Source organism: Bacillus sp. NEAU-CP5 (assembly GCF_026420705.1).
Classification (GTDB): Bacteria; Bacillota; Bacilli; order Bacillales; family Bacillaceae; genus Bacillus; species Bacillus velezensis.
On record NZ_JAPMOV010000002.1, the window covers coordinates 857075 to 877218 of the forward strand.

At 49.0% G+C, this 20144-nt stretch carries 20 protein-coding genes; 5 read left to right on the forward strand and 15 right to left on the reverse strand.

What is annotated here, in order from left to right; translation table 11 throughout:
• Positions 1 to 174: 174 nt before the first annotated feature.
• From OTK50_RS09430 to OTK50_RS09445, 4 genes are all read right to left on the reverse strand, one after another.
• A complete protein-coding gene (locus OTK50_RS09430) occupies positions 175 to 2778 on the reverse strand; it encodes a DNA translocase FtsK (protein ID WP_224223734.1) in 2604 nt (867 codons plus the stop codon).
• A 167-nt stretch (positions 2779 to 2945) separates the two neighbouring features.
• Positions 2946 to 3551 carry a YtpR family tRNA-binding protein gene (ytpR, locus tag OTK50_RS09435; RefSeq protein WP_003152375.1) on the reverse strand — a complete coding sequence of 202 codons (606 nt, stop codon included), beginning with the start codon at positions 3549 to 3551 and terminating at the stop codon, positions 2946 to 2948.
• Positions 3552 to 3565: 14 nt separating this feature from the next.
• Complete coding sequence (locus OTK50_RS09440; protein WP_012118213.1) at positions 3566 to 4375, reverse strand: DUF1444 domain-containing protein; 810 nt, start codon at positions 4373 to 4375, stop codon at positions 3566 to 3568.
• A 15-nt stretch (positions 4376 to 4390) separates the two neighbouring features.
• Positions 4391 to 4714 (reverse strand): thioredoxin family protein, encoded by a 324-nt coding sequence (locus OTK50_RS09445; RefSeq protein WP_003152373.1) that lies wholly within the window; start codon positions 4712 to 4714, stop codon positions 4391 to 4393.
• 197 nt (positions 4715 to 4911) lie between these two features.
• On the opposite strand from OTK50_RS09445, the gene OTK50_RS09450 reads away from it, so the two are divergent.
• A complete protein-coding gene (locus OTK50_RS09450; RefSeq protein ID WP_014418659.1) occupies positions 4912 to 5358 on the forward strand; it encodes a YtoQ family protein in 447 nt (148 codons plus the stop codon).
• A 33-nt stretch (positions 5359 to 5391) separates the two neighbouring features.
• On the opposite strand, the gene OTK50_RS09455 is transcribed toward OTK50_RS09450, so the two are convergent.
• Positions 5392 to 6465, reverse strand: coding sequence for a M42 family metallopeptidase (locus tag OTK50_RS09455; RefSeq protein WP_101670327.1), 1074 nt, complete (start codon positions 6463 to 6465; stop codon positions 5392 to 5394).
• Between the two features lie 158 nt (positions 6466 to 6623).
• Here OTK50_RS09455 and OTK50_RS09460 point away from each other — a divergent pair, with 158 nt between their 5' ends.
• On the forward strand, positions 6624 to 6941 hold the full coding sequence (locus OTK50_RS09460) for a PepSY domain-containing protein (RefSeq protein WP_003152366.1): 318 nt from the start codon (positions 6624 to 6626) through the stop codon (positions 6939 to 6941).
• Between the two features lie 55 nt (positions 6942 to 6996).
• Here OTK50_RS09460 and OTK50_RS09465 read toward each other — a convergent pair whose 3' ends face one another.
• The 3 genes from OTK50_RS09465 to trmB all read right to left on the reverse strand — a co-directional run bounded on the left by OTK50_RS09465 (position 6997) and on the right by trmB (position 10330).
• Positions 6997 to 8694, reverse strand: a complete 1698-nt coding sequence (locus tag OTK50_RS09465) for an NAD-dependent malic enzyme (protein ID WP_224223735.1) — start codon at positions 8692 to 8694, stop codon at positions 6997 to 6999.
• 78 nt (positions 8695 to 8772) lie between these two features.
• On the reverse strand, positions 8773 to 9618 hold the full coding sequence (locus tag OTK50_RS09470) for a YtnP family quorum-quenching lactonase (RefSeq protein ID WP_224223736.1): 846 nt from the start codon (positions 9616 to 9618) through the stop codon (positions 8773 to 8775).
• Between the two features lie 58 nt (positions 9619 to 9676).
• On the reverse strand, positions 9677 to 10330 hold the full coding sequence (trmB, locus tag OTK50_RS09475; protein ID WP_224223737.1) for a tRNA (guanosine(46)-N7)-methyltransferase TrmB: 654 nt from the start codon (positions 10328 to 10330) through the stop codon (positions 9677 to 9679).
• Positions 10331 to 10515: 185 nt separating this feature from the next.
• Between trmB and OTK50_RS09480 the strand changes: the two genes are divergently transcribed.
• Positions 10516 to 10794, forward strand: coding sequence for a YtzH-like family protein (locus OTK50_RS09480; RefSeq protein WP_003152357.1), 279 nt, complete (start codon positions 10516 to 10518; stop codon positions 10792 to 10794).
• Here OTK50_RS09480 and OTK50_RS09485 read toward each other — a convergent pair whose 3' ends face one another.
• The 4 genes from OTK50_RS09485 to thpR form a co-directional block, all read right to left on the reverse strand.
• Positions 10795 to 11592, reverse strand: coding sequence for a phosphotransferase family protein (locus OTK50_RS09485; RefSeq protein ID WP_003152355.1), 798 nt, complete (start codon positions 11590 to 11592; stop codon positions 10795 to 10797). It abuts the gene before it with no gap.
• A 269-nt stretch (positions 11593 to 11861) separates the two neighbouring features.
• Positions 11862 to 12791: a YegS/Rv2252/BmrU family lipid kinase gene (locus OTK50_RS09490; protein WP_038459537.1), complete on the reverse strand. Its 930-nt coding sequence runs from the start codon at positions 12789 to 12791 to the stop codon at positions 11862 to 11864.
• A gap of 52 nt (positions 12792 to 12843) precedes the next feature.
• Positions 12844 to 13776, reverse strand: coding sequence for a hypothetical protein (locus OTK50_RS09495; RefSeq protein WP_088461253.1), 933 nt, complete (start codon positions 13774 to 13776; stop codon positions 12844 to 12846).
• Positions 13777 to 13802: 26 nt separating this feature from the next.
• Positions 13803 to 14354: an RNA 2',3'-cyclic phosphodiesterase gene (gene thpR, locus OTK50_RS09500; protein WP_088461252.1), complete on the reverse strand. Its 552-nt coding sequence runs from the start codon at positions 14352 to 14354 to the stop codon at positions 13803 to 13805.
• 87 nt (positions 14355 to 14441) lie between these two features.
• Between thpR and cysK the strand changes: the two genes are divergently transcribed.
• Complete coding sequence (gene cysK / locus OTK50_RS09505) at positions 14442 to 15413, forward strand: cysteine synthase A (RefSeq protein ID WP_095352847.1); 972 nt, start codon at positions 14442 to 14444, stop codon at positions 15411 to 15413.
• Positions 15414 to 15450: 37 nt separating this feature from the next.
• Here cysK and pepV read toward each other — a convergent pair whose 3' ends face one another.
• Complete coding sequence (gene pepV, locus OTK50_RS09510) at positions 15451 to 16842, reverse strand: dipeptidase PepV (protein WP_032871669.1); 1392 nt, start codon at positions 16840 to 16842, stop codon at positions 15451 to 15453.
• A gap of 95 nt (positions 16843 to 16937) precedes the next feature.
• Here pepV and OTK50_RS09515 point away from each other — a divergent pair, with 95 nt between their 5' ends.
• Positions 16938 to 18242: an NCS2 family permease gene (locus tag OTK50_RS09515; RefSeq protein WP_221663853.1), complete on the forward strand. Its 1305-nt coding sequence runs from the start codon at positions 16938 to 16940 to the stop codon at positions 18240 to 18242.
• A gap of 32 nt (positions 18243 to 18274) precedes the next feature.
• Here OTK50_RS09515 and OTK50_RS09520 read toward each other — a convergent pair whose 3' ends face one another.
• Positions 18275 to 19435 (reverse strand): ABC transporter permease, encoded by a 1161-nt coding sequence (locus OTK50_RS09520; protein ID WP_130570689.1) that lies wholly within the window; start codon positions 19433 to 19435, stop codon positions 18275 to 18277.
• A complete protein-coding gene (locus tag OTK50_RS09525; protein ID WP_044801536.1) occupies positions 19432 to 20136 on the reverse strand; it encodes an ABC transporter ATP-binding protein in 705 nt (234 codons plus the stop codon). The genes OTK50_RS09520 and OTK50_RS09525 overlap by 4 nt, the downstream gene beginning before the upstream one ends.
• Between the last annotated feature and the right edge of the window lie 8 nt (positions 20137 to 20144).

A 20144-nucleotide genomic window follows, 5' to 3' on the forward strand; every position in this document is an offset into this window, starting at 1 on the left:
CGCGGGCAAAAAGCCCGCACAGCGGCGCTTCCATTTATTTTTACGTTATCGTCAGTATCTGTAACTTTCTTTTTGATTAAACCTGCCGCATGATATTTCAGCGCGTGACAGTGATGCAGTTTTGATGGTCCATCCACTATCATACCATGTTTGTGAGAAAAATGAACGATATTCTTATTCTTGAGCAATGTCAGCGGCCGTAATCAGCACTTCACGGGGTTTGCTGCCCTTCGCTTCTGAGATCATGCCTTCGGCTTCCATCATGTCAATCAGCCTCGCAGCGCGGTTATAACCGATTCGGAACCTTCTTTGAAGGCTTGAGGTGCTGGCGCTGTTTTGCTCCACGACGAATTGGCACGCCTCAGGAAACAGTTCGTCTTCTTCCTTGAGGGCGGTTCCCTGCCTGATCAGTTCTTCCTGTTCAAACAAATAAGAAGGCGGCAGCTGCTTTCTGACATGAGAGACGACGCGGTCAATCTCTCTGTCGGATACAAAGTTGCCTTGCAGGCGCACCGGTTTTCCGGTACCGTTTTCCCAGTACAGCATGTCGCCTTTTCCGAGCAGCTTTTCTGCTCCCGCCATGTCGATGATCGTTCTGGAATCTACCTGGCTTGAGACGGAGAATGCAATCCTCGTCGGTATGTTTGCCTTGATCATTCCGGTAATGACATCGACAGACGGACGCTGTGTCGCGACAAGCAGATGAATGCCGCAGGCTCTCGCTTTCTGCGCGATTCTGGCAATGCTTTCTTCCACATCGTTCGGCGCGACCATCATTAAATCGGCAAGCTCATCAATAACCACTACGAGGTACGGGAGCTTTTCGCCTGTCTTATGATCGGCGGTTAATTCATTAAAGCGGCCGATATCTCTCACACCCGAATGGGCAAACAGTTCATATCGCCGTTCCATCTCTTCCACAACCCATTTTAACGCGGCGGTCGCGGCTTTGGCGTCCGTGATGACGGGGCTGACCAAATGCGGAATTTGGTTATAAGGCGCAAGCTCGACCATTTTCGGATCAATCAGAAGCATTTTGACATCACTCGGATCCGCCTTATAAAGCAGACTGACCAAAATGGTATTGATGCAGACGCTTTTTCCCGATCCTGTCGCACCCGCTATCAACCCGTGCGGCATCTTTTTCAAATCAATGACGACCGGGTTTCCGGAAATATCGACACCGAGCGCGGCTGTAAGCGGAGACGGATTCGTCCTGAAAGCGGCGCTTCTGATCATCTGCCTTAAATCGACGACTTTGCTTACACGGTTCGGAACTTCAATGCCGATCGTGTTTTTACCGGGGATCGGCGCCTCAATCCGAATATCCTTGGCAGACAGGCTCAGTTTAATATCATCTGCTAAGTTTGTAATTTTGTTTACTTTCACTCCGGGCTCAGGATGCACTTCAAAACGTGTGACGGACGGGCCTTGTGTGACATGAACGACTTGGGCGCGCACATTAAAGTTTTTCAGTGTAACGTTTAAAAGCTCGCGCTGTTCTTCAATCCACGATTGGTCGTCATGTCTTTGCGCCGGCGGTACGTCCAGAAGCGACAGATTCGGAAAGACATAGCTCGCTCCGCCCTCTGGCGTCTTCGTCTGCTTGTGTTTATCGCTTTTAAGCATCATGACGTTAAACGGAACATTGCGCTCTTTCGGCCGCTCCGCTTTTTTCACAGGCTGAGGCTGTCCGCGATGCTCCGTTTTTTCTTCGGCAGGCCGGGACGGGGCATCGGCCGTCTCGATGCTTGCAGGTTCAGGCTCGGGGTCTGAATGCCGCGTGACTTCATTGTACTCAGGCTGAGAGTCTGCTTCCTGTTTCGCGTCGGTTTCAGCTGATTGGGGCTTGTCTTCAGACTGCGGCTGAACTTCCTCATCATATCCGGGTTCTGTGTATGTATACACCGGTTCTTCTGCGGTTTCAAAAGGCAGTGCTTTTTCCGGCTCAGGCTCCTGATATTCCTCCTGCGGCGCCGCTTGTTCCTCTGTGTTTTCAGCCGTTCGGGATGCTTCATACTCAGGCTCTTCAATAGGCTGCGGGCGGGTTTGTTCATGCTCTTGTTCTTCTGTAAAGCCGGCAGACTCCGCGCTTTCCGTGTGCTCCCGCTCTTCAGCCTGCTGCGGTTCTGGTGCTGCAAACACTTGCTCTTTTGCATTCTCAGCCTCGGTGTGAAGCTTCTCTTTTTTAAAGGCCGGGATTTCTTCCGTTTCTTGTTTCACAAACGGGTCTGGCCGGTCATTCGTCTGTTTTGTGATGCCGGATGTTGTGAAGACGGGCTCTTTTTCGGTTTCCTGACCGGCTTTTGTCGGAACAAATTGCTCCTCTGACAGCAGTGTTACGTTCTCTTCACGCCGCTTTTCGGATATAGGCGCTTTTTTTATGCTGTGCTGAGATTGAAAGCCGTAAACCGGTGAAGGAATGGATGACGGTTTAAAGGGCTTTTTCACCGTATCGGGCTCTTTATGTGTATGCTGTTTCCGCTCGGTTTGCTCCTTCCCGGCGGCATAATCCCGGGACGGCTGGCGGCGTTCGTGCCTTTCCCGCTGTCTTTGGTTTTGCTCCGTTCGCTTATAGCCGTCCGGAACGACGGGGAAGCGGAAATTCCCTTTCGGATATTCGTAATATATTTTAGGATCTTCCATGCGCGTGAATTTGCCTTCTGGCTGATCCGGTATCTGCTGTTTCGGGATTTGGGCATGCGTGTTTGGTTCACGTTCATGCTCTTCTTCTTTTTCACCTAAAAATAAGTCAAAAAATTTATTCAGCCAACTCATGTTTAATCACTCTCTAACTCCCTTTTTAGTAGTCTGGGACGATATTTAGTATACCATTGCCGGGCGGCTCAGAAAAGATTAAGCTCCCAACTGAAGAAAGCCGTTAAGCAGGCCTGCTTAACGGCTTTCTCTCACATCATTCGATTCTGTGCGCTTATTTATGGGAGTTAGAATTGAAATGCTTCGCCGGCCTCGCGGCTGTCTTCAAGAACAAGAATCCCTTTTTCCGCCGGCGCATCCGGCAAAGCGAGTTCTTTCGCGGAGCAGATCATGCCGCTTGACGGAACGCCTCTTAATTCAGCGTCTTTAATCACAAGCCCGCTCGGCATTACCGCGCCGACTTTAGCGACGACGACTTTTTGCCCTTTGTCCACGTTCGGCGCGCCGCAAACGATTTGAAGGGTTTCCTCTCCCACATTCACTTGGCAGATATTCAGTTTATCCGCATTCGGATGTTTTTCTTTCGATTCAACGTGACCGACAACAAATTTCGGAGAAAGGTCAACCGTCAGCGTTTCTGAAACGCCGTTTCTGTTCAGTATTTCATTCACATCCTGAACGAATGTCTCAGACAAAGCGACGGGGCCGTTGTCCTCAATCTGTAAGTAAGAAGACACGTTAAAAATGTTAAAGCCCGTCGTTTCTTTTGTTTCTTTGTTAAAGATTCTGACGACATCGCCTTCTCTTTCATAGCCGATTTCTTCGCGTGCTGCATCTTTAAGAGAGATCAGAAGCGTATCTCCCACACCTTCTTTATTGTAAAAAGCGTTCATAAGAAAAATCCTTTCTAATCCTTTTTCGGCCGGCTTTTCGCCATGATAAACACAGGTTCCAGTCTGCCTTCATTATACAGAAATGAAAGGGCCGTAATCGGCACCGTGCCGCTTGCAAAGAAGCTCATGGACATTTGCCCTAAAATATCATAACCCGATTCATTTCGAATGTCAGCAAGTATTAATACATCCTGATGCGGGACGGAAATCGCCAATTCGCCTTCAGCGGCCTGCTTGTATTCATGAAGAATCGAATCATTGAGAATCCGGCTGGCGTCATAGCCGTCATTCGCCCTGAAAAAATAAAAATAATTGTCCGCAACCGTATCCTGTTTCACGACCGAAGGAAGAGAGCGGAGATTGAATGACGCCGTCTCCCTGATGCGTTCTTTTGTCCAGTTTTCTTTCTCGAGCATCCGGCTGTCAATTAAGCGGTACGTCTTACCGAGGTCAAGCGCGTAGTAGATTCTTGTTTCGGCCGTATGGTCATCATACACGAGCGGAATGCCGTCGCTCGTTTGATCGGGAAATGATGTGGAGCGGATGACCGGATAGATTCCGGCTTCCTTTCCGGACATCTCCTGTCCGCTGCCTTCCATCGCCTCCATTGCTTCTGACACATAGTAGACGATTTCGTCGATCGCTTCTTCTTTTTTCGTCTCCCACTTCGCAATGATCGGCGGGAGCTCCAATGTGATGCCTTTTTTGGTCGTTTGATCCTCAACACGGAGGGTGTCTTTTTCTCTGTCAAAAAAGAAGGATCGGTTCTCGTGCTGCAGGCGCTGTTTTAATAAATCCGCCAGCTTCCTTGAGGTCATTTTCAAAGCCCGTGGCCTCCTTTATGCTTTAGCAAGGGAATCGGTTAAAAATTGCTCAATTTCTTCTTTTGTTTTACGGTCTTTGCTGACGAAGCGGTTCACTTCTTTTCCTCCGTTAAACACAACAAAGCTCGGAATACCGTAAATTTCCCATTCCGCGCATGTATCAATAAATTGATCGCGGTCTACGTAGTAATAAGTGAATTCAGGAAAGTCCGCTTCCAGCTCAGGGAGAAACGGCTCCACAAAGCGGCAGTCCGGGCACCAATCCGCTGAAAACATAAATACCGCCCAATCGTCTTGTACCGCTTTTTGCAATTCTTCCGTGCTTTCAATCTTTTTCATTGTCATTCCTCCATCTGGATTATGAGTTTTTTATATGCTGATGTTTGTCCAATTGGATCATACCAGACTGTGTACGGCAAGACCAACTATATGCAATATCATTATCATATTTCATTTGCATTATCAAGCAAGTTTCGTTTACCATTTTGCTTGTAGCCGTACGAAAATCTGAATATGTACATAAGGAGGGGCAAAAGATGCAGTTTGTCGTGTATTTAGCGGGTGAAATCCACAGTGATTGGCGGGACGAGATCAAACAAAAAGCAACGGCGCTGGACCTGCCGATTACGTTTGTCGGCCCGATGGAAAACCATGAACGCTCAGACAATATCGGAGAAGAGATTATGGGCGTGCAGCCCGATTCTGTTTTAAAAGACGCCAGAGCTTCTGATATCAACAATTTCCGTACAGAGGTGCTGATGGAAAAAGCCGATTTTGTGATCGCCCTGTTTGGCGAGAAATATAAACAGTGGAATACCGCAATGGATGCTTCTTATGCCATCGCAAAAGGAAAGCCGCTCATTCTCATCCGTCCGAAAGAACTTCATCATCCGCTGAAAGAGCTTTCCGGAAAAGCGAATATCACGGTCGAAACCGTCAATCAAGCGATGAAAGCACTCTCTTATTTATTTGAAACAGAATAAGCAGGCCGCCTTTATGCGGTCCTGCTTATTTTTTTACACATTTTCTCTGATCGTTTCGACCGTCTGTTTGTCACTCGCCATGACCAGCTTAATGAGCATTTCTTTCGCCGCGGCATAATCATCGACATGGATGATAGCGGCATTTGTATGAATGTATCTTGAACAAATGCCGATGACGGCAGACGGAACCCCGCTGTTTGATATGTGAACCCGTCCGGCATCCGTTCCCCCGCCTGAAGCGAAATATTGATAAGGGATATTGTGCGTTTCCGCCATATCAAGGACGAACTCTCTCATCCCGCGGTGCATGACCGTCGTTCTGTCGAGAATGCGGAGCAGCACCCCCTCACCGAGACGGCCGAACAGCTCCTTATCGCCGCTCATATCATTTGCCGGGCTGGCATCAAGCGCGAAGAAGAGATCAGGCTGAATCATATTGGCCGCTGTCTGCGCCCCTCTAAGGCCGACTTCCTCCTGAACGGTGGCCCCGGCGTACAGATTGTTCGGCAGGTCTTTTCCGTGCAGCTCTTTTAATAGTTCAATGCTTAACCCGCAGCCGTAGCGGTTATCCCACGCTTTGGACAATATTTTCTTCTCGTTGGCCATCGGGGTGAACGGGCAGACCGGCACGATCTGCTGGCCTGGTCTGATCCCCATTTTGATCGCGTCCTCTCTGTCATCGGCACCGATATCAATCATCATATTTTTGATCTCCATAGGCTTTGCGCGCTGGGCATCTGTTAAAATGTGGGGCGGGATGCTTGAGATGACGCCGATAATCGGTCCGTTATCCGTCTGCACCTCGACGCGCTGGGCAAGCAGCACCTGACTCCACCAGCCGCCGAGCGTCTGAAATCTCAGCATGCCATTATCCGTAATCTGCGTTACCATAAACCCGACTTCGTCCATATGGCCGGCTACCATAACGGTCGGCGCATCTTCAGCGCCGCGCCTTACTCCGAAAACACTTCCGAGTCTGTCCTGCACGATGTCATCCGCATATTTCGCAAGCTCCCGTTTCATAAAGGAGCGGACCTGATGTTCATTTCCCGGTGCGCCGGGAAGCTGCGTCAGCGTCCGGAAAAGCGTTTTCGTTTCCTCATTCATATTTTCCCCTCATTTCTATGTAATGCTTTTATTTTATTAGAAAAACAACCGTTTTCCAAGCGCTCAGATTGAATGGGCTGGAAAACCGCCGCTTTACTTAACACCGTCTGGCATCTTCTGTATAATAAAAACTACGACATAATTGGAGGTGCTTCATATTGAAATTACGTCATTTTCTCTTAGGTGCAGGAGTCGGATTATGCGCTGCCATCGCAGTGAAAAAGTATGCGATGAAACCTTATATCTCTTCAGAAAAAGCGCTCCGTATCGTGAAAGCGGCTTTTAAACAGCGCGGGCCGATAGACGGATCATGGATTTACACAGAGCCCGAGCCCTACCAGGTAAACGGAGAAACCATCCAGGTATACAAAACCGGCGTGACACGTTCGGCATTCGGCGAACTGGAGCAATATGAAGTTATGGTCAATGCAAAAACAGGCCAGATTGTCGATGTCATTGATTCTGTCGCCTCATAATCCGGACAAGCAAAAAATAAAGCCCAAAACCATCAGCGTTTTGGGCTTTATTCGGTTACATCGGCCGAATTCGTTTATATACGGGGTGCCACATCGCGTCCTGCACCGCTTGGATCAGATCCTCGGGTTCCGTTTCCGCTACACCGTCCTGAATGGCCGCTTTCGCTACGGCTACCGCCACAGTTGCCGATACCGTCCTGAGATCCTCCACTTTCGGAAGCATCGGCGCCCCCGGCTTGCCGACGTCCACCATACCGGCGATGGCATTCGCGCAGGCAACGAACATATTGTCCGTAATGAGCCTTGCTTTTGTCACAATCGTTCCGAGCCCGAGTCCCGGGAATACGAGAGCGTTGTTCGCCTGTCCGATATGGTAGGTAACGCCGTTATACGCGACAGGCGGGAATGGACTTCCCGTCGTGACAAGCGCGCGGCCTTCCGTCCATTTAATTAAATCTTCAGGTTTTGCTTCTGATAATGTCGTCGGGTTTGACATCGGCAAAATAGCGGGCCGTTTGACATGTGAGGCCATTTCTTTGACGATTTCTTCCGTAAATGCGCCTGATACGGTGGATGTGCCGATCAGAATCGTCGGCTTAGCCTGACGCACCGTCTCCGCCAGATCAATTGATCCGCCTTCACCGCTGCGGCCGTACTCTTTCACTTCATCAGCAGGGCGCGCGTACGGAACCTGAAAATCACGCAAGTCCTTCATATCATCCGTTAACAATCCGTTTCTGTCGATACACCAAAAATGGCTGTAGGATTCATCTTCGCTTAATCCATCATGCACCATGGCTTCGCGCAGCTGCTCAGCAATTCCGATACCGGCCGTTCCCGCGCCGAAGACGACGACTTTATGCTCTTTTAAAGGCACTTTTGATGCTTTCGCACACGCTAAAACAGCTGCAAGCGACACCGCGCCCGTTCCTTGAATGTCATCATTAAACGTACAGACTTTATCTTTATACCGTTTCAATATGCCGCGGGCGTTAGCCGTACCGAAATCCTCCCAATGAAGCAGCGCATTCGGGAATGTTTCCCGGACAAGCGAGACATACTCATCAATAAAGCGGTCATATTTCTCGCCGCGCACTCTTGAATGCTGGTTTCCGACATACAGCGGGTCATTTAAGAGGCTTTCCTGATTTGTCCCCGCGTCCAACACGACCGCAAGCACTCGTGACGGATCAATTCCGGCCGCCGCCGTATACACCGCAAGTTTTCCGACAGAAATGGCGATGCCGCCGACGCCCCAGTCACCGATTCCCAGAATGCCCTCGGCATCTGTGGCAACGATTAAGTCAATGTTTTCATTTTTTCCGAACTGCTGAAATGCGGCGCGCATTCCTTCAGGGTCATCTATTGACAAATACAGACCGCGGGGTTTTCTGTACTCATGGCTGTAACGCTGGATCGCGGTGCCGACGGTCGGCGTATAGACGATCGGCAGCATTTCGCCTAAATGATCATTTAACAGCCTGTAAAATAACGTTTCATTCCGATCATGGAGAGCGGTCAAGTAGACATTTTTGCTCAGCTCATCAGGCTGCGAACTGAATTGTTCATAGGCCCGCCTCGCCTGCTCTTCGATTGTCAATACTTTCGGCGGCAGAAACCCCTCGAGTCCGAGTTCCTCTCTTTCCTCCTGTGTAAAGGCCACCCCTTTATTTAAAAAAGGCGTAGAAAGCACTTCTAATCCGCGCAGAGTTGTTTTGATTTCTCCATCTTTCGTCACTTGAAATTGATTCACCTGTCTCTTCCTTTCAAAGCAATTTGTCTTAGGTTTGCTTTTATTCCCGAAATTCATACAGGTAAATCATCGATCCGCCTATTTTTTCTCCCGTCTGACAGATGCAGCCACTTCGCCGTCTTCTCCCCATTTTACCGCTCTGTAAATCGCGTCGTGATAGAAAATCAGCCAGGCGTCTTTTTCTGCCGCGAACGTCTGCCATTTCTGCTTTTCTGGAATAGAGGTCATCGGATAATCATCATAGGCCAGCACCCATAACGGATTTTTATGCGCGTTCGTCGGCATCAGGTCGGCAAAATGCACAGCCGTTTCCCCTTCGTCTTCTAAGACGATGACGCTGTGGCCGTCGCTGTGGCCGCCGGTGTGGTGCATCGTAATGCCTTCTGTCAGCTGATACTCGTTCTCAAAGGTTTCGACCTGATCTTGTACCGCCTCCCAATTTTCTCTCCAATATGTATTTTTCGATCTGATATTAGGGTTTCTCATTTCGCGCCACTCTGTTGCAGAAGTGATAATGCGGGCATTCGGGAAAACAGAGACAAGCTCCTCTCCGCTGTATTCCGTCAAGCCGCATGCATGGTCAAAATGAAGATGGGTCATCGCGGCAATATGAATGTCCTCACAGGAAAGCCCGAGTTCACGAAGAGATTGTTTCAGATTGGACTCCTGTGTTACGCCGTAATTCCTTTTTTGTTTATCAGAGAATTTCCCTCGGCCGATACCCGCGTCAACCAATATATTCAGGCCGTTTTTTCTGATCAGAATCGGGTCTGTTCTTAATTCAATCTGGTTTTTGTCATTTACGGGGTATTTTCTCGACCATAAAGGCTTCGGGACAACGCCGAACATCGCTCCTCCGTCCATATGCGTTACACCGCCGTCCAGCCATGTTAATGAAATATTCCCAATATTCAATGTCTCCATCTTGATCCCTCCTGATGTAATGGTAGCAAATGGCGGCATAAAAAAACAGACTCCCGCATCAGAGTCTGTCTTTTGTTCTCCATTCAACTTCGGCCCGGTAAATCGGCTGGCCGAGCGCGGAGAATTTTTCTTCGTATTCTGTCATAATATTGCCCTTCGGATCGCTGTTGTGCAGATCAAGGCTGACTTCCGTCAGAAGCAGGCCGTATTCGGAAAAGCTTTTCAGAGAGTATTCGAATAAACCGCGGTTATCGGTTTTAAAATGAATCTCACCTGTTTCGCCCATCACTTCTTCGTATTTTGTCAAGAACGTTTTAAATGTTAAACGGCGCTTTTCGTGACGGTTTTTCGGCCACGGGTCAGAAAAGTTTAAATATACGCGCTTGATTTCTCCCCGTTCAAATACGTCATTCATTGTTTCCGCGTCTATATTTAACAAACGGACATTGTGAGCCCCGCTGTCCTTTACTTTTTGGACGGCAGTGACGATGACGCTTTTAAACAGCTCAATTCCGATATAGTTGATATCCGGATTCTGCTTGGCCATTCCTGAAATGAACTGCCCTTTTCCCGTACCGACTTCAATATGGATCGGGTTGTCATTGCCAAAGACCGTGTTCCATCGCCCTTTATACTGGGCCGGATCACTGATGGCGATGTCAGCGTTTTCTGCCAGAAAATCATTCGCCCAAGGTTTATGGCGCATTCTCATATGATTGACACCTCTATCTATAATTTCGAGTAACAACATACCATGAAACATAAAGAGCCGCAAGCGCCTTTTAAAGGCGCCGGCCGCATAAAAAAAGAGGCTCCCCCGTCCGGAACACTCATGTGATGCATAAAACCGCACCGCTTTGCACAATGTATGACACAGAAAGGATGTGTATATGAATCATGGGCTTAACAAGCGAACATCAGGTCCGGTTATTAAAGGACATATTGGCCGACCATCAATTGGATTGCTGCGGCACGGTTGCCGAGTATGAACAGCTGGAGCGCGTCATCAAATCACTGATGGCCAACACCGGGCTTGATTCAAATATAAAAAACGTGCTCGAGGATGTCTACCGCTACAGCCAGTCCGGCATCACGGCCGATTCCATCGACACGCATATTCAGGAGCACCAAAACCATTTGTCCCAATGGGTGGAGCAGATGGATTCGTACTCCTGACTACTTGACAATCCGCTTCATCAGGGCATGAAGCTCTTCCATGGCATCATGATACGCTTTGTCGTTTCCTTTTGATTTGTGCCAGGCGATGAAGGTGATGGTCTCTGATAACATGTACCACGCCATCCGCAGCCGAAGCCCTTCCGTGAGCTTCATGCCGTACATCCCAAGCCAGCTGTCCCACGCTGGCTCTTCGACGTAATGATACAATAAAGGGCCGAGATCCATGGCTGGATCGGCTATCATGGCGCCGTCCCAATCTATTAAATACAGCTGGTTGTCTTCAGACAGAAGCCAGTTATTATGATTCACATCACAATGGCAAACGACTTTTTCACCGAATTGCACCTGATCCACATGAGCTTCCAAATAAGCAAGGCCTTCCTGAATAAGCGGCGAAAATTGCCGCACGGCAAAGACGGCCTGCTTCAGCTGCGACAAAAGGGCGCCCGGATCAAGCGGTTCTTTTCCCAATCTTTTCAGCATGTCGAGCAAAGCTTTTGATGTGTGGATTTTGCGGAGCAGCTCAGCCACCGGGCGTCCGCTCATATCCTTTGCCTTCAGCTCCCTGCCCGCCATCCAATGCTGAGCCGTAATGACGTCTCCGTTTTCCATCCGTTTCGTCCAAACCAGCTTCGGAACAATGCCTTCGGCGGATAACACGGCTAAAAAGGGCGAGCTATTACGTTTTAAAAAAAGCTGTTGGCCGTTATGTTTCGCATAATATGCATCTCCTGTAGCTCCTCCGGCGGGGAAGATCTCCCAATCGCTACCTAGTAATTGTCCCAACCAGTTCATATCAATGTTCAACCCATCATTTCTTAAAATATTTTAGAATAGGCCTCCAGCCTTTCTCTATTGGCGGAGCGTCCTGTCATAAACAATTTCATGAGAATAAAAAAGACAGCTATTGAGAGTCTCATATGCTAATCAATAGCCGTCCTATAAATTTTAGCGCTACAGCACAAACTTCGTCAAGCAAAACTAGCAAGAACACCTGTGAATTCTGAAGATTTATGCCGGAACCGCTCTTTGCCGTGAAACATTTGACGGGTTTCATTTGTTTATTATGTTTTTATTTTCAACGGCGTACCGCCCGGCATAAGCCGAAACGGCGTCGTTCCGATCAGCTCGCCGTCAGCGTGAAACGGAATTTTCCCATCTGTTTCAAAAACGAATTCCTTCCCCTTTATCATCGTCACTCCGTCCATTTTGATATGCCGGCCGAAGCTCATCGCCCATAAAAAACGATACAGCGAGAAAAAGGACAGGTTTTCTGCGATGACAATATCAAAATGGTTTTGACGGGGATTTGCTGAAGGCGCCGCTTTCATGCCGCCTCCGTAATAAGGGTGATTAGCCGCAATGACAAACCAGACATTGCGGAATTCACGCCTCTGGCCGTCTGCCGTGCAAACAAATCTGAACGGCTGAAACCCCGAGGCCGTATGTAAATGCGCGAGCGGGTAAATCACAAAGCCGAGACGCAAAAACCGAAGAACGCGCGAAAACGGAAAATTCGCGGCTGCCTTCAAAACTGAGGCATCGAAGCCGACAGACAGGTGGTTAATAAAATAAAGTGATTGCGCTTTGTCATGAAAAAAGTTGATGCTTCCCGCAAAAAATTTCCGTGTGAGCGGGCGGTGCAGACTTTTGATTTCTTGGAGAAGCGCCGACTTCTTAATACCGAGCCCTTTGGAAAAGTCATTGTACGAACCGGCAGGCACAAAGGTCAGCTCAATCTGATCCGTGCCTTTCAGTCCGTTAATGACTTCATGCATCGTCCCGTCACCGCCGATGACGAACAGCCGCTTAAGCTTATGATCCTGCATCATTGAAATCTGTCTCGCCAGCACCTCCGCATGTCCGGGATGCCCGGTCAAAAAAGAGCGGTGGCTGACCCCGCGCCTGGTCAGCTCTTTTTGAACTGATTTCCAGACACGCCGGCCCCGCCCGCCTCCTGAGACCGGATTAATAATAAAAAACCATTGACTCATCGTTTGTTTTCACCTGCTTCATAGATGAAGAGACAGCCGGCAAACGTCCGTTTTAATCAAGCCATTCCTGTCTCCGGCTTGAATCGCTTAAGCCGTAAGACAAAAGAGCCTTCGCCGCCTTGAGCTGGTGGTGCTTGATCGGCGCCGTATTTTTCTGCTGCTTTTCCAGCCACTCTGCGGCAGTCCGTTTATCAGCTATTTCCAGCCCGTACGGCGGCTCCGGGTAATCAATATAAGACGTTCTGCTGAGCAAAAGCTTCCGCACGGGAATGTCGGCCTGCTTTTCTTTTACGATTTGCGAAACGACCGAGCCTGTCCGGTGCAGGCTGAGAGACGGATTCAATACTTGGCGCGTGCTGCCGGAGCCTCTTTCTTCCCAAAAACGGTGTTTTGATCCGATATATACGCTGTCCTCTTCCGCTTCCATAAAAGCGGCGCAGAAAATCTCCAGCGGCGAGATGATGATCATGCTCAGTTCGACGGACGCCTGCTGAATTTGCAGAACCGGATGATACATCACAAAATAGGAATCGGGCAGCTTTTGAGCCAGCATTTTTAACATCCTGTCCCTTTTGACCGCCTGCGAAAGCTCAGACTTTTGAGAAAGCGTGGAGCTCGCCCATTTTAATTGAAAGTCATACAGCTGATCTTTGAAAAAAGGCGCGAGCTCAGACTTTCGAGACGGAAGATTCCCGAACAGCGCCTCTTCTCCCTCCGGCTCATCAAACCATTGGTGCCTCTTTTCATTTATATCGGCCGTTTTTTCTTCTTTTCTCTTTTTCAAGGAAAATTTTTTCCTGGCCGGCGCTTGATCGGTTTCCCCGCCTGCAGCCGTTTCCGTTTCTTTTTCTTCCGTCATCCGGTCAAACGCTTCAAGAAGCGCCTCCCAGCGTTCTTTCTTCAGCCGGATAAACTGGTTCATATAATGATATGGATCAAGTTCATATCTGGATATGCAGTCGTGAATTTTGATGATCTGTGCCATGTGATTTCTCCACTCCGAATATTTGTTTATGTCAATTGAAACTGTGCGATTTCTTCGTATTTAGGCGACCGGTCAAGATGGGTCTGAAACAGTGAAAACCGGCTGACGGCACTTTGCACCCTGCCGCTTTCAAACGGCACATCGTCAGGAAACGGCCGGTCTCCCGCCCACTTCCGCGCCATCGTCATATGAGGGTGATAAGGCCGTTTTTCCACTTGAAAACCGGCTTTCAAAACAGCCTGTTTTGTTTTTTCCCGCAAATCAAAGAGCAGTTCATTCCGTTCGGGCTCAAGGTGAAGCACTCTCGGCTGTCTGCGGTCGCCGAAAATATCCAGATGCTGAAACTGTACGGTAAACGGCTGTGCTGCCGACGCAGCATCTGCGAGCAGAGACGATAATTTCGCAAGCCGTTCTTCATCCGCGGCTCCGAGAAAAATGAGTGTAATATGATAGTCATGCGGGTGCACCCATTTTTTGAATGATAACGCCGGCTCCTTTTTGGCTGCTTCCCAAATCGGTTCAGCAATGTCAGCCGGAATCGGAATGCCGATAAAATAATGCGGCAATGAAGCTCTCATACGAGGATCTCCCCCTCTTTGGTTATGGTGTTATTATAAAACGGATAAGCGGAGAGGAGAACCCTCCGCTCATTATGATAGGATATTATGTACCGAACGTTTTATACAGAAAGGAATGAGCCGGCCTTGAAAATCGTAAACAGCACGGCGGAGCTGATCGGCGGCACACCGATCGTAAAGCTCAATCGCCTTCAGCCAGAACATGCAGCGCAAGTCTATTTAAAATTAGAATCGTTTAACCCGAGCGGCAGTGTCAAAGACAGAGCGGCTTACAATATGATCATTGAAGCGGAAAACAGCGGGCATTTAAAACCCGGCTCTGTCATAATCGAACCGACAAGCGGCAACACAGGCATCGGCCTGGCGATGAACGCGGCGGCGCGCGGCTACAAGGCAATCCTCGTCATGCCTGACACGATGACGAAAGAACGCATCAACCTCCTGAAAGCGTACGGCGCGGAGGTTGTGTTAACACCAGGGGCGGAAAGAATGCCCGGCAGCATCAAAAAAGCGAAAGAACTCGCCGAACAGATTCCGGGAAGTTTTATCCCGATGCAATTCGATAACGGCGCTAATCCAGATGCCCACCGAAAAACGACCGCCATTGAAATCTATCAGGCCGTTCAGCAGCTCAACAGACCGCTCGGTGCTTTTGTGGCAACGGCGGGAACGGGCGGAACCATTACCGGAACCGGAGAAACGCTGAGGGAGCTTTTCCCGGATATGATTGTTCATGTCGCCGAGCCCGCGGGATCTCCCGTCCTGTCTGGCGGAAAACCCGGCGCTCATAAGCTTGTCGGGACAAGCCCCGGATTTATTCCCGGCATACTGAATCAGGACGTTTACGATGAAATCATGAAAATATCTGATGAAGATGCGTATACGACAACACGTCGTCTGGCCCGGGAAGAAGGTATACTCGTCGGCCCGTCTTCAGGCGCCGCCTGCTTCGCCGCCATTGAAACCGCAAAACGCCTCCCTTCCGAACAGATCGTCATCTGTATGACGGCCGATACGGGAGAACGTTATTTATCAACGGATTTATGGTCATTTGAATGATAAAAAGGGATGCCGCTTTCGGCGTCCCTTTTTATTATCACTTGGCAAGCTCATAAATGGCTTCGGCGTATAAAGCCGTTGACCGGAGAAGGTCATCAATTTCAATATACTCATCCTTTTGATGCGCGCTGTCAGGCCGGCCGGGGAACAGCGGCCCGAACGCGACGCCCGCCGAAAGTGATCTCGCATACGTTCCTCCGCCGATTGAAATCAGATCCGCTTTCTTTCCCGTCTGTCCTTCGTAGACCTTTTGAAGCGTCTTTACGAGCGGATGATCGGCAGAAACGTGGTGCGGTTTGCTGTCTTTAAATTCTTCAAGCCGGAATTCTTCAGCAGACGTAAAAGCATCACGGATGACTTTGCTGTCTGAAGTGACGGGATAACGGATGTTGATGCCGAGTTCTCCTTCCTCACCCTTTCTGTATGTAAAGGTGCCGACATTCAATGTAAGCTCTCCGCTGATGTCATCCCTGCAATCGATTTTCAGTTTTTTGCCTCGTGTATCATTTAAAAAATAGTCACTGACGGTTTTGACAAAGTGCTTTCCGGCTTCATCCAGCTCCGTTCCGTTAAGGCATTCAGCAAGCTTTAAGCCGGCATTGACACCATTATCCGGTTCCATCGCGTGGCATGATTTTCCGTATACCCGAAGCGTCAGTTTTCCATTTTCCGAAACTGCTTCACCTTGTGTTTTTGACTGCTCAAGCCATTTGCTGAAATATGCGTGCACGGCATCAAGACCGTCCCCTTCAATAACCGCTTCAGCCGCATCCGGCACCATGTTCAAGCGCAGTCCTGAACGGAATGACAGAAGCCCGTTTTTTGCGTCTTTGTCAGAAGCGCTTTTTGCAATGCGCAGTGACGCATCTATAATTCCTTTTTCCGCGTTAATGATCGGAAAATCCGCGTCAGGAGCAAAGCCGATGTCAGGCATTTTTTCGTGTTTGAAGTAGTGATCCACGCATCTCCAATCACTTTCTTCATCCGTTCCGATGATGATTCTCACGCGTTTGGATAAAGGAAGCTGCATGTCTTTGACGATTTTCAGCGCATAAAACGCCGCCATTGTCGGCCCTTTATCATCTATGGCGCCTCTGGCATATATCCGGCCGTCCCTGATATCGGCTGAAAACGGATCGCTCGTCCAGCCGTCTCCGGGCGGAACGACATCGACGTGGCACAAAACGCCGACGATTTCGTCACCCGTTCCCCATTCAATATGGCCCGCATAGCCGTCAAGATTCTTTACGGTGAAGCCTTCTTTTTCACCGAATTCCAGCAGTGACGTCAGGCTGGCATTGACGCCTTCTCCAAACGGCCGGCCGGGACCGGCTGTCGATTCGTCCATTACGCTGTTGATCTGCAAAAACTTCTGCGTGTCACGGATCAGATCTTCTTTGTTTCTGATGACTTCAACTTCCCAGTTCATCACAAATCCCCTTTCTTGATAAAGACTTGCAAAATGTCGATAAAACGAATAATATAGATGATGTTTTGAAAAAATGTTCGTCATTGGAGGTACTTATGTTTCATCTCGACAAGCATCAAACGACAATAAAAAGAGAAATTACCGCGGGATTGACCACCTTTTTCACAATGGTGTATATCATTGTCGTCAATCCGGTGATCCTTTCCAATGCGGGAATTCCGTTTGACCAGGTGTTCACCGCGACGATTATCGCTTCCATTGTCGGAACTTTATGGATGGCTCTCGCTGCGAATTTTCCGATCGCCATTGCCCCCGGCATGGGCTTAAACGCGTATCTTGCCTTTCACGTTGTCGGCACAGGCAGCGGCATTACGTATCAGACGGCTTTCAGCGCCGTTTTTATCGCGGGAGTCATCTTTATTATTTTATCGTTAACGCCTTTAAGAAAACAACTTATAGAAGCGGTTCCGGACAATTTAAAATACGGAATTACGACCGGCATCGGCTTATTTATCGCTTTTATCGGCTTACGCCAATCCGGAATCATCACGGCTGATAAATCTAATCTGGTCGCACTCGGCGATCTTCATTCGCCTGCCGTCATTTTAACGCTTATCGGACTTATCATCAGTATTGTACTGATGGTGCTGAATGTAAACGGGGCTCTGTTCATCGGAATGGCGCTGACCGCCGTCATTGCCTTTTTGACCGGGCAGATCCATTTCGCGAAAGGATTCATGTCCTTCCCGCACCTGCCGGAGGGGCTTTTGATCACAAATCCGTTCGGTGCCCTCGGGGATGTCGTGCATCACGGTCTGTACGCCGTTGTGTTTTCTTTTCTTCTCGTTACGATTTTTGACACGACCGGCACCATGATCGGTGTCGCCGAACAAGCGGGATTGATCAAAAACAATCAGCTGCCGAATGCCAGAAGAGCGCTTTTGGCTGATTCGACCGCTACGACGGTGGGAAGCATCTTCGGCACCAGCCCGACGACCGCGTTCGTTGAATCTTCAGCAGGTGTGGCGGCCGGCGGAAGAACGGGTCTGACGGCGCTGACGATAGCCGTTATGTTTGCCGTTTCCATGTTTTTCAGCCCGCTTGTCAGCGTCTTATCGGAAGTGTCCGCGATTACGTCACCGGCTCTGATTATTGTCGGCAGCCTGATGATGGGCGCGGTATCGAATATCCGCTGGAATGAGCTTGATGAAGCGTTCCCGGCCTTTCTCGTCATTTTGGCGATGCCTTTAACATCCAGTATTTCAACCGGAATCGCACTCGGCTTCATTTCATATCCGCTTGTTAAAGCAGCTAAGAAAAAATGGCGCGAAATCCATCCTTTAGTCATCATCTTCGCCATATTGTTTTTTATTCAGCTTTTTATTTTGAACGGACATTAAGAAAAATCCCTTTCCTTTTCGGAAAGGGATTTTCACATATAAAGAACGGAAAGAATCGCGGCAATGAGACACCAGGCGGAACAGATGACTTGGATGACGGTTAATGCGCTGTTTCGCGCCCTGAAATAGTCATCACTGTCTCTTTTGATACCGCTTAAAACCGGTTTATCCGTGATCCGGTCAAATAAAAGCGACGCGGCATAGCGGCTGACGATCGCAAATAAAATGAGGACTGCCGGCTTCATTAAGAGCGGAAGAACGAGAATAAGAGCCGTAAAAGCCGCGGTTAAAAGGTAAAGCTGCCGGAGATACCCGCCGTTTCGGATCAGCACTTTAAAGAACAATTCTTTCCACGCCGTATACGCCGACCGTTTTGTAAAGATGTGCTTGGAGCCGGGATATAAAAACGGCTTGCTCCGCCCTTTATTTTTACCATTCGGGAGCTGCACATCATGGCTGAGCATCAAAACAAAGGCCGCGAAAGAAAGCTTGCGCCTGTTCTCCTCAAGCACTTCTTCCTCAAAGGCTGATAATGTCTCCGTCCCTTTCCAAGTCAAAAGGGCGGAACAGATGAACAATATACATCCCGCCGGCCAAAGCCAATACCATTCGGCGGCAAAGACGATCATAAAAAACGCACCCGCCATCAGAACCATCACTTTCAGCCAGCCCGCCGCCTGATTCCCGAATGTCCGCCTGCTGTTTTTTCTGTGCCGATGTACGGCTAATATCGCGGTATGAAAGCCGAACAGACAGCAAAACATACCTGAATATGCCGGTAAGGTACAGTCACCGTACTGGCGCCATAAGGGAAATAACAATACGGCAAGCGCACCCCATTTGATAAGGGAAAGGAACATCGAATACAAAAGCGCGTACCTTTTCAGCTTTTGCATCAGATGTTTTGCATGCACCAAAAATACGTGATCCGCTTCCAGCAAAAAGGTATGAATAAAACCCGTGCACAACAGCAGGGCACTGAATACATACAGCCAGCCCCATCCTAATACTCCTGCCGCTCCATTAAGAAGCCCCCTGCCGTTCAGCCAATCAGCATATTGATAAACGGCAAATGCGGCAGCGGGAAGAACGATATACAGCGCGACCGTCCAATCAATGACCGTCTGAAACACCTTCCATTGATACCGCCAATAATGAAACAGCCTTTGAAAAAACAAAGCCCGCCCGGTCATCGCTGACTGCTCCGAACCGCTGAATAAAAGCAATCCAGCAGTGAACGGCTCCCCGTTTTTTCCTGAAGCTCCTCTAACGTGCCTTGAAGAAGCAGAGCGCCCTGATCCAGCAAATAAAACCGGTCGCAGATTTTTTCCGCCGTATCCAGAACATGAGTGCACATCAAAATCCCCGCGCCCCTTTCTTTCTCAGCAATCAGCATGTCGGTAAACAGCTTTGTTGAGATCGGATCAAGTCCGATAAAAGGCTCATCAATGATGTAAATATCCGGCTTCGCCAAAAATGCCTGTATGAGCATCAATTTTTGCTGCATCCCTTTTGAAAAACCGGAAGGCAAATCATGTTTTACCGATGTCAGTGAAAACTCTTCAAGCAGCCGCTCGGCCCGCTCACGGCATTCTTCCCCTTCTATACCCCGCAATGACCCGGTCAGCTCGAGGTGCTCCCAAAGCGTCAGTTCATCGTAAAAGCTCGGACGCTCCGGTATGTAAGCATAAGATGAATCATTCCACTCAATACCGCCTTCTATATCCCGGGACAGCCCGAGAACCGCCTTTATCACTGTGCTTTTTCCCGCGCCGTTCGCTCCGATTAAACCGGCAATTTCACCAGCGTTGACTGACAGAGATACATCAGAAATCACCTTCGGCCTGTCAGCATAACCGGCGCAGACAATGTTTGCATTCAATAATTCTCCCAAACTTCTCA

Excerpts from the sequence above, each read along its gene's own strand:
- OTK50_RS09430 (WP_224223734.1), bottom strand. The coding sequence starts at position 2,778 with ATGAGTTGGCTGAATAAATTTTTTGACTTATTTTTAGGTGAAAAAGAA.
- ytpR (WP_003152375.1), bottom strand. The coding sequence starts at position 3,551 with ATGAACGCTTTTTACAATAAAGAAGGTGTGGGAGATACGCTTCTGATC.
- OTK50_RS09445 (WP_003152373.1), bottom strand. The coding sequence starts at position 4,714 with ATGAAAAAGATTGAAAGCACGGAAGAATTGCAAAAAGCGGTACAAGAC.
- OTK50_RS09450 (WP_014418659.1), top strand. The coding sequence starts at position 4,912 with ATGCAGTTTGTCGTGTATTTAGCGGGTGAAATCCACAGTGATTGGCGG.
- OTK50_RS09455 (WP_101670327.1), bottom strand. The coding sequence starts at position 6,465 with ATGAATGAGGAAACGAAAACGCTTTTCCGGACGCTGACGCAGCTTCCC.
- OTK50_RS09470 (WP_224223736.1), bottom strand. The coding sequence starts at position 9,618 with ATGGAGACATTGAATATTGGGAATATTTCATTAACATGGCTGGACGGC.
- trmB (WP_224223737.1), bottom strand. The coding sequence starts at position 10,330 with ATGAGAATGCGCCATAAACCTTGGGCGAATGATTTTCTGGCAGAAAAC.
- OTK50_RS09480 (WP_003152357.1), top strand. The coding sequence starts at position 10,516 with ATGGGCTTAACAAGCGAACATCAGGTCCGGTTATTAAAGGACATATTG.
- OTK50_RS09485 (WP_003152355.1), bottom strand. The coding sequence starts at position 11,592 with ATGAACTGGTTGGGACAATTACTAGGTAGCGATTGGGAGATCTTCCCC.
- OTK50_RS09490 (WP_038459537.1), bottom strand. The coding sequence starts at position 12,791 with ATGAGTCAATGGTTTTTTATTATTAATCCGGTCTCAGGAGGCGGGCGG.
- OTK50_RS09495 (WP_088461253.1), bottom strand. The coding sequence starts at position 13,776 with ATGGCACAGATCATCAAAATTCACGACTGCATATCCAGATATGAACTT.
- thpR (WP_088461252.1), bottom strand. The coding sequence starts at position 14,354 with ATGAGAGCTTCATTGCCGCATTATTTTATCGGCATTCCGATTCCGGCT.
- cysK (WP_095352847.1), top strand. The coding sequence starts at position 14,442 with ATGTACCGAACGTTTTATACAGAAAGGAATGAGCCGGCCTTGAAAATC.
- pepV (WP_032871669.1), bottom strand. The coding sequence starts at position 16,842 with ATGAACTGGGAAGTTGAAGTCATCAGAAACAAAGAAGATCTGATCCGT.
- OTK50_RS09515 (WP_221663853.1), top strand. The coding sequence starts at position 16,938 with ATGTTTCATCTCGACAAGCATCAAACGACAATAAAAAGAGAAATTACC.
- OTK50_RS09520 (WP_130570689.1), bottom strand. The coding sequence starts at position 19,435 with ATGACCGGGCGGGCTTTGTTTTTTCAAAGGCTGTTTCATTATTGGCGG.